This window comes from Candidatus Afararchaeum irisae, from assembly GCA_034190545.1.
GTDB classification, from domain to species: Archaea; Halobacteriota; Halobacteria; order Halobacteriales; family Afararchaeaceae; genus Afararchaeum; species Afararchaeum irisae.
Genome location: JAXIOF010000075.1, coordinates 1 through 8,207, shown reverse-complemented (window position 1 = coordinate 8,207; position 8,207 = coordinate 1). Strand labels below are relative to the sequence as shown.

General features: G+C 53.6%; 12 protein-coding genes. 10 read left to right on the top strand and 2 right to left on the bottom strand.

What is annotated here, in order from left to right; genetic code table 11:
- The first annotated feature begins 163 nt into the window (after positions 1-163).
- Both SV253_08360 and SV253_08355 read left to right on the top strand, forming a co-directional pair.
- Entirely contained in the window at positions 164-517 is a 354-nt protein-coding gene (locus tag SV253_08360) for a hypothetical protein (GenBank protein ID MDY6776067.1), read from the top strand.
- A 124-nt stretch (positions 518-641) separates the two neighbouring features.
- On the top strand, positions 642-869 hold the full coding sequence (locus SV253_08355) for a hypothetical protein (protein MDY6776066.1): 228 nt from the start codon (positions 642-644) through the stop codon (positions 867-869).
- Positions 870-1,488: 619 nt separating this feature from the next.
- On the opposite strand, the gene SV253_08350 is transcribed toward SV253_08355, so the two are convergent.
- Positions 1,489-2,403 (bottom strand): TIGR00269 family protein, encoded by a 915-nt coding sequence (locus tag SV253_08350; GenBank protein ID MDY6776065.1) that lies wholly within the window; start codon positions 2,401-2,403, stop codon positions 1,489-1,491.
- A 76-nt stretch (positions 2,404-2,479) separates the two neighbouring features.
- Here SV253_08350 and SV253_08345 point away from each other — a divergent pair, with 76 nt between their 5' ends.
- The 3 genes from SV253_08345 to SV253_08335 all read left to right on the top strand — a co-directional run bounded on the left by SV253_08345 (position 2,480) and on the right by SV253_08335 (position 3,461).
- Positions 2,480-2,911: an Lrp/AsnC family transcriptional regulator gene (locus SV253_08345; protein ID MDY6776064.1), complete on the top strand. Its 432-nt coding sequence runs from the start codon at positions 2,480-2,482 to the stop codon at positions 2,909-2,911.
- Between the two features lie 92 nt (positions 2,912-3,003).
- Positions 3,004-3,195, top strand: a complete 192-nt coding sequence (locus tag SV253_08340) for a hypothetical protein (GenBank protein MDY6776063.1) — start codon at positions 3,004-3,006, stop codon at positions 3,193-3,195.
- 53 nt (positions 3,196-3,248) lie between these two features.
- Positions 3,249-3,461 carry a hypothetical protein gene (locus tag SV253_08335; protein MDY6776062.1) on the top strand — a complete coding sequence of 71 codons (213 nt, stop codon included), beginning with the start codon at positions 3,249-3,251 and terminating at the stop codon, positions 3,459-3,461.
- On the opposite strand, the gene dph2 is transcribed toward SV253_08335, so the two are convergent.
- Positions 3,462-4,448: a diphthamide biosynthesis enzyme Dph2 gene (gene dph2, locus SV253_08330; protein MDY6776061.1), complete on the bottom strand. Its 987-nt coding sequence runs from the start codon at positions 4,446-4,448 to the stop codon at positions 3,462-3,464. It abuts the gene before it with no gap.
- A gap of 97 nt (positions 4,449-4,545) precedes the next feature.
- Between dph2 and SV253_08325 the strand changes: the two genes are divergently transcribed.
- Genes SV253_08325 through SV253_08305 form a run of 5 tightly spaced genes read left to right on the top strand, consistent with a single transcriptional unit; the run spans position 4,546 to position 8,200 of the window.
- Entirely contained in the window at positions 4,546-4,887 is a 342-nt protein-coding gene (locus SV253_08325; protein ID MDY6776060.1) for a hypothetical protein, read from the top strand.
- Between the two features lie 38 nt (positions 4,888-4,925).
- Complete coding sequence (sdhC, locus tag SV253_08320) at positions 4,926-5,321, top strand: succinate dehydrogenase, cytochrome b556 subunit (GenBank protein MDY6776059.1); 396 nt, start codon at positions 4,926-4,928, stop codon at positions 5,319-5,321.
- Positions 5,303-5,731 (top strand): succinate dehydrogenase, encoded by a 429-nt coding sequence (locus SV253_08315; GenBank protein ID MDY6776058.1) that lies wholly within the window; start codon positions 5,303-5,305, stop codon positions 5,729-5,731. Before sdhC ends, SV253_08315 begins: the two co-directional genes overlap by 19 nt.
- Before the next feature lie 10 nt (positions 5,732-5,741).
- Positions 5,742-6,500, top strand: coding sequence for a succinate dehydrogenase iron-sulfur subunit (locus tag SV253_08310; protein MDY6776057.1), 759 nt, complete (start codon positions 5,742-5,744; stop codon positions 6,498-6,500).
- Positions 6,501-6,505: 5 nt separating this feature from the next.
- Positions 6,506-8,200, top strand: a complete 1,695-nt coding sequence (locus SV253_08305) for an FAD-binding protein (protein MDY6776056.1) — start codon at positions 6,506-6,508, stop codon at positions 8,198-8,200.
- Positions 8,201-8,207: the final 7 nt, after the last annotated feature.

Below are 8,207 nucleotides of genomic sequence, written 5' to 3'. Positions count from 1 at the left end.
AAAGAAATCATCAAAACAGTCCTCTAACTCACCAACAATCTACTTCACAAGAGCGTCGAATAAATACTTGGCTGATGCTTCGGAAACTATGCCTGTCGCATCAGTAAATGATCATGCAGGAAAGGATCCCGATTTTATTGTCTTATAGTCTCTATTGTGTGTAATGAAATTAACTGAAGAATTTACACAACGGTGGGGTCTATATGTAGGTTTAATTACACTTATAATCGGACTAATTCTGCTTTTTGTTGAAGAGGTTGGTATTTCTATTTTAGGTTTGACTTTTGGGATTTTATATGGCTATCTTATAATATTATTATATGGGTATTTTGACTTTCATAAGTCACGTACTAGGCGTGTGATCGAATTCTTACTAATGACTTTTTCAGCTTTTATACCGAGTCAGATGGTAAATTACTCAGTTTCTATGGGAGTATCATTTATTGTTGGAGTTGGTGTTGTGGGGATTTTCTCTAAATTCGAGGGCAAGACCCCTTCACAAATCGTAGATTTGTGAGCAGTCAGAAGCAGAGCTTCTGACGACTTCCTCAAGGAATCCGCGAAGCGGATGAGTAGGGAGGGGATACGCCCGACAAACCCAAAGCCCACAAGATATAAATACTATTCTAACATATATTTTCATGTCAGACGTGGAAATACCTTCAACCTCTAAAGCAGACGGCAACAACCATCCGGTTCTTGTCGTTTTGCCATGTTTGACAGGTAAGCTCAACCTCCCGAACAAGCCGTTTGGGAAAGAGAGTCTAGAGCGGGCTGTGGACGCCCCACAGCGAATAAGCCTCTCTGACCTTGAATCTGGTCAGACTCTGAAGGAAACTTCGCTGGAAGCCCCGTGTGCAAATCTCTGATTTGCAGGGCATGACGAGACGCTTCGCGTCTCGTTGCAACCGAAAACGCGTAGCGTTTTCGCGGGTATGCCAATCTTTGATTGGCTACAACACAAATCAGAGATTTGTGGAAACTCGTGAATCTCAGAGTCACGAACGCCCTCAACGAAGCCGCCTGTGGCGGCTGAGTAGGTCGGGGTAGTTCACTACTAACTACCCATGACACAGTCTAAGAACCAGTCCTGGCTACGTCGACATTTTGGACTCTGGGGGGACAGTCTTTTGATCGGGGTATTAGCCGGGGTTGGTCAGAGCCTTCTTCTCTACGTAAACCATAATCCGGTTCAGTTTAGTCTTCTCGCAGGAACTGGGCTTGGAACCTTTACCTTCTTAGGACGTCGTATAGTTCTGGGATTCAGAACAGACCAGTCGAAAGGGGATCTGATAGTATTTCTCATAGTCGTATTTGTAATTATGTTGGTCGTAGTTCCCTTGAGCTTCGTAGCCTCACGAGAATTACTTAGAATAAGCTCTCTTATAGGGGTCTATATTGGGATGATTATATCTCTATTACTGGGGTTAGTAGTCTATAAACTGACATAGTTCTCCCCACCGTAGACTCGCCTTCTCTACAGGTAGGCTAACCAACTTCTTCTAACATAGAACACGCCCGACACAGATCTCCTGTAGTCGGCTCGCCACATCTATCACACTCCACGAGATCCTGTGATGACCAGTCGAGCCTCTCGGCTATCTTCTCGTAAGAGCTCATCAGGGAGTGGCGAGTACCCGGGTGTTTACGTTCGTACTCCATCAGGAGATCACGTATGTCGCCCCGCGTCGCGCCCTCGGCGTTGGGACACTCCTCGAGGTAGACGGGGAGATCCTTGAGCTGTGCGTAGACCGCGATCTCCTTCTCGGGCACGTCTCGAAGAGGCTTCGCGCGTCTCACGAAGTCGCCCTCCTCGTTCTTCGGCGACAGAGACGCACGGTAATGGCGTGACATCCTCTCTACGTCTCCGTCGAGGAAGTTCATCAGGGCGGTCTGTGCGACGTCATCCAGGTTGTGTCCCATCAGGAGCTTCGTCGCGCCGAGACGTTCGGCGTGTCTGTTGAGGAGTGTGCGTCTGAAGACACCGCAGTAGGAACACGCCTGTCTCTGGGGCTTCTGGTCGACGACCTCGTCCATCGTGACGTCGATCTCTTCGTCGAACTCCACGACCTCGTGTCTAACTCCGACTCTATCACACAGCCTCTCCGCCTCCTTGACGCTCTCGTCCCTGTATCCCTCTATCCCCTCGTCGAGTGTCAGAGCGACTATCTCGACAGAAGGGTTGTCGTCGAAGACACGCGCGATTATGTCGAGGAGAACAGACGAGTCCTTTCCACCGCTCAGACCCACGACCCACGTCTCGTCGCCCTGTAGGATGTCGTCTTCACGTATCCTCTGCTTGACGCGTTTCTCGACCGACTCGTAGAGATGCGTCTCACACAGATGCTTGCCGCTGTACGCCTGTCTCAGAACCGCGGGCTGGCTACAGTTAGAACACTCCATCTCTCTTTAGGCTTAGAAAAAAGTTTCTTTGGTATATTTATGAGTTTTTTTATATTAGACGAACGTACTACTTAATGTGACCGACTCTACGGACACCGAACAGGCGATAATAGAGGCGCTTGAGGAGAACGCACGCGCCTCGTACGGCGATATCGCCGAGAAGGTGGGGGTGAGTGAGCCCACGGTGCGTAAGTACATAGAGAGGCTCGAAGATACGGGGGCTATAACCGGATACACGGCGGAGGTCGATCCTAATAAGGTCAGCGGTCGGACGGTTGCTCTCGTCGGAATCGACACCGAGAGCGACAGCCTTCTGCGTGTCTCGGAGGAGATAAAGGACGTCGAAGGCGTCAGGGACGTCTACATAACCAGCGGTGACCACGACATACTCGCGAAGGTCGTCGCGCGCGACAACCAGAGCCTCCACGGCATAATCTCAGAGGGCATTGAGGGAATAGAAGGAGTCACGGCGTCACATCCCTCGGTTCTTCAGGAGAGAGTCAAGTAGTCGACCGATCCCGTCTTCACGACTCTCAAGAGACGTTACTCCACTTCGAGTCTGTCCGACAGTATAAGTATCTAGATCCCCTGTCTAACCACATGGAGTTCGACTTAACTAAGACAGCTGGCTTGTTCGTACTGATAGTGGCACTCGGAGTTGGAGGACTCGTAGCCGCACCTATGATGAGACCGAGCACGGTTCTGATGATGGTTCTTCCGTCTATGGTGATCTACGGTCTCATAACTCTCGCCATAGGCGTCAAACACGGCGAGTACAGAGCCAAGAGGTAATCTAACTCTTTTTGTCCGATAGTATTATATTCCACGCAGTACACTGTCAACATATGTCACTGTCAAATGGTGCACGTGTGCGGGTTGACGATCCCGACAGCCGTTACAACGGCAGCATGGGGATAATAACACAGAACGAGTACGGCGACTACTTCAAGGTATACGTATACGAGAGCGGTGAGACGGTACGTCTCAAACAGAAGAATCTCACGACTGCGGCTCCCAACAACGCCAAGATCAAACACGGCGAGATGGAAGGCGTCTAGCTAGAAGGCTCCGTGGAAGGTGTCGAACCTCAGGTCGTCCCAGTCTCTTTCTCCGACAGCGATCTCGAACTCGATAGGCGTGAGAACCGGCTCGTCGTACCTCGGTCCGTCGTCAGTAGTTATACGTGGACACGCCGTGTTGACGTAGGCGTCTGCGTCGAAATGTAGGAGTCTGTCGGGGGTAACCTCGTTCATAGTGATGAGGAACGCCTCGTCGTGGTTCTCGACTATCTCCTCGGCTACCCTCTCCCTCTTCTGTCCTATCTTAGTCGAGAGTATGACACCCCAAGACTCGGCGTCTTCGGCACGTGCGATAGCGGCGTACCTCTGACGTATGAACTTCTCCCCGTCGACCTCCCTGACCTCCTTGTTGACGGGATCTGCGACGACGAGAAGCTTGTCGGGGTGATCCATAGCGAGACCCACGGGATGGAAGTCGCCTCCGCCGAGGTAGAGTACCTGAGGAGCGTCGGGGTCGACAGTGGTGTAGTTACAGCCGAGTACCTGTCCCTCGTTTTCGAGCCTGTCGTCACCCTCCTGTGTCACGACGTCGTAGCCTCTCTCCTCTATTATCTCGTGCGCCTCCCCGAAGACGTGTGAGTGCTGTGCGGTCGTCACGAGACAGACGGGCTTGTCGTCGTCTATCTTCTCCAAGCTCTCGTCTATTATCGGCTCTATCTCGGCGTGTGAACGCGACTCAACATAGATCACGCTGTCTGTGTTACGTATGGGCGAATGTCCAAAATGAACGAGGACGTCGGTGCGTTTGAGGAGGTACTCGTCGAGGTCACACGCGCCGTAACACGGGTCTCCCGATATAAGAAACCGAGTCCCTGGTGCTCTCTTCCTTAGCTCTCTCACGACCTCTGTCGCGCGTCTCTTGAGACCCTGTGGGAACTGGAGACCCACTCTGTCGTATCCCTCTTCTTCTATCTCATTTACGACCCTGTCGAGTTCAAAGTCGAATGCTGACTCCTTGAGCTTCATATATACCGAAAGTCGCGGAGTTATTAAACGGCTTTTATCTCGCACGCCCGAATTTCCACCAGATTCATACATACGTCCGACGTAGTAAGCTACACGCATGACAGAGATAGACGTGGAAAGTCTTCCCGAGATAGACTCTCCCATAGCCCGCGACACCGTAGGAGACGACCTCGTAGGACTATACTCGACAGACGAGGACGGCGTCTGGCTCCTACAGGTACGTGACTGGTCGAACAGGGTCATCGAGTCGACGGTCTTCGAATCTGACAGGGACGCCGTCGAGGTCACAGACGGCAACGAGTATCAGCCCGTCGAGACTCCCGACGACATGGATGACGTAGCCTACCTCAGGGAGCTACACAAGAGACGTGTCGAGAGGCTCAAGGACGAGAAGAACCCAGAGGCGGAGGCGGAGGCAGAGGCAGGGGCTCAGCCCTAAAGAAACTACTATAACGGATAAAAGAGTCATATCTAACAATGAGTCTTGACAGAGGACGCATAGAGGACTTCAGTCGCTGGAGGGACTTCGAGCCCGGAACCTGGGCTTTTTATCTACATAGGATCACGGGCTTAGTCCTGACGTTATACCTCGTGATGCATCTCATCGTCCTCGGGACAGCCTACTGGATGGGACCCGAGGCGTTCAACTCGATCATACACGGATTCGAGAGCCTCACGATCGTAAAGGTTCTCGAACTCGGTCTCTTCGCGGCTTTCGTGTTCCACGCACTCAACGGAACACGCGTAGTCCTCTTCGACATGACGGTAGGTCTCGACATACAGGAACAGCTCTTCTACCTCAGCGTCGCCGTAAGTGCGGCTGTGGTAGCAGTAGGAGTACCCTTCTTCATGGGATGGGAGTGGTTACTATGATGGAGGAAGGCAAGGAACCCAGCGGAAGGGCGTACAGAGGCTGGCTACTCCAGAGAGTCACGGGAGTCGGTCTGATCGTCCTACTCGGATTCCACTTCGCCGTAGAGCATTTCATAGTCGGAGGCGCCGAGGTCAACTTCTCGAACACAGTCGAGAGGATGACACAGGGAGTTATATCGGGTCAGTTCGGAACCGTAGAGATCTCCGCACTCCTCTACCAGACGATCGCTATACTCCTCCTAGGCTTCTCTATATACCACGGCTTCAACGGCGTATACACGATAGCTACCGAACAGGGATGGAGCCGTAAGGCTGAGAAGACGGTACGTGCCGTCCTCGTAGTCGGCGGCATAGCCCTCTTCATACAGGGAATACTCATATTCCGGGCGTTCACGGCAACAGCGATGTGATGTGATAAAAATGTCAACTAAAACAGCAGACGACACACACAGAGGAACTGTAACCCTCAAGGTCTTCCGGTACGTGCCTGAGGAAGACGAGGACTCGTACTTCAAGGAGTACAGTATCGAGAGACAGGAGGGAATGACCGTACTCGATGCCCTCATACGTATACGTGACCACCAGGATCCTACACTCACCTTCCGACACTCGTGCAGGATGGCGAGATGCGGAAGCGATGCGATGTACATAGACGGAAGACAGAGGCTCGCGTGTAACACACAGATAGAGGATCTCGACCTGTCGACGCCGGTTCAGATAGAGCCTCTACCGAACGAGGATGTCGAAAGAGACCTAGTCGTCGACATGGACGGCTTCTACGACAGGATGGAGAGCGTAGAGCCGTGGTTCCAGCCCGACCACGAGCCCGAAACGGGAGACGAGTATCTCCAGTCACACGAGAACAGACAGAACATAGACACAGTACTCGACTGTATCTGGTGTGGCTGTTGCTCGTCTTCGTGTAACCCCGCCGGAAATGACGACGACTTCACAGGTCCCGCCGCGCTCGCGAAGGCTTACAGGTTCTTCAAGGACGAGCGCGAGGGTGACGAGACGAGACAGAGACGTCTCGAGATGCTCAACAAGTCCCACGGACTCTGGAGATGCCACACACAGTTCAACTGTACGGAGGTATGTCCGAAGGGAATCTCACCCACTGAGGCTATAATGGAGATGAGCAAGGAAGCAGTCAAACAGAAACTCAGGTTCTGGAGGTGAAATAGATGCACAAACACGACGTACTCATAGTCGGCGCGGGCGGAGCGGGTCTCAGAGCCGCCGTCGCCGCACACGAGGCGGGTGCTGACGTAGCGATAGTCTCGAAGCTACATCCCGTTAGGTCACACACGGGAGCCGCCGAGGGAGGAATAAACGCCGCACTCAAGGACGAGGACGACTGGCACGACCACGCCTACGACACTGTCAAGGGCAGCGACTACATAGGCGACCAGGAGCCCATCAACATAATGACGCGCGAGGCTCCCAACGAGGTCATCAACCTCGAGAACATGGGAATGGCTTTCTCGCGTGAGGAGGACAAGAGGGTCGCCCAGAGGCCGTTCGGAGGACTCTCGTTCCCACGTACTACCTACGCGAGTGACAAGACGGGACATATGCTCCTCCACACTATGTACGAACAGGTTCTCAAGAGGGGCATAACTGTCTACGACGAGTGGTACGTCACTGACCTCGTCGTCGAGAACGGACGCGCCCACGGTGTCACGGCGATCGACCTCCAGACGGGACGTGTCGATTCCTTCGCCGCGAACGCGACTATATTCGCCACGGGAGGAATGGGACAGGTCTATGAACACACCACGAACGCAGTCGCCAACACCGGAGACGGTCTCTCTATCGCGTACAGGGCGGGAGTCCCGATGGAGGACATGGAGTTCATACAGTTCCATCCCACGACCCTCCCGAGCACGGGAATCCTGATCACAGAGGCATGCCGTGGAGAGGGTGGAATCCTCTACAACAACGAGGGCGAGCGGTTCATGTACGAGCGCGGCTACGCCCCCAACGCCGGAGAGCTCGCGTCACGTGACGTCGTCTCACGCGCTGAGCTCATAGAGGTACAGGAGGGACGTGGCTTCGAACAGGGCACCGTACATCTCGACCTAACCCATTTCGGAGAGGAGAAGATAGAGGAACGTCTCGCACAGATCCTCGAACTTGCGCGTGACTTCGAGGGGGTCGATCCCGTCGAGGAGCCCATACCCGTGAAGCCGGGTCAGCATTACACGATGGGGGGAATCGCGTGTGACGCCGACGGAAAGACAAACGTCGAAGGATTCTACGCCGTCGGGGAGGCGGCGTGTGTCTCAGTCCACGGCGCGAACCGTCTCGGAGGAAACGCACTCCTAGAGCTCGTCGTCTTCGGAAAGAGAGCGGGTGAACACGCCGCGAAGGCGTCAGCCGGATCGTCTTCGGCGTCTGTCTCACCGAGCAAGGTTGAGGTGAGAGCCGAGGAGGAGAGGGAACGTATCGAGGAGCTTATGTCGGGTACGGGAGTTCACCAGTCCGAGATACGTGAGGAAGTCCAGGAGATAATGACCGAGAAGGTAGGAGTCTTCAGAACTGAGGAAGGTCTCAAGGAGGCACGCGAGGCTATACAGGACGCGAAGAGACGGTACGAGGACGTCACAGTCAAGGACTCAAGCTCGACATTCAACACCGACCTCACACAGACTCTCGAACTCAGGAGTATACTCGACGTCGCCGAGGTCATCACTGAGAGCGCCCTTGCGAGAACCGAGTCGAGGGGCGCACACTCACGTGACGACTACACAGAGAGGAACGACGACGACTGGCTCAAACACACGATGGCGCATTACGCGGGCGAGAACGAGTACCCGCGTCTTGAGTACGACGACGTCATCATAGAGGAGTACGAGCCGAAGGAGAGGTCGTACTAACTCTAAC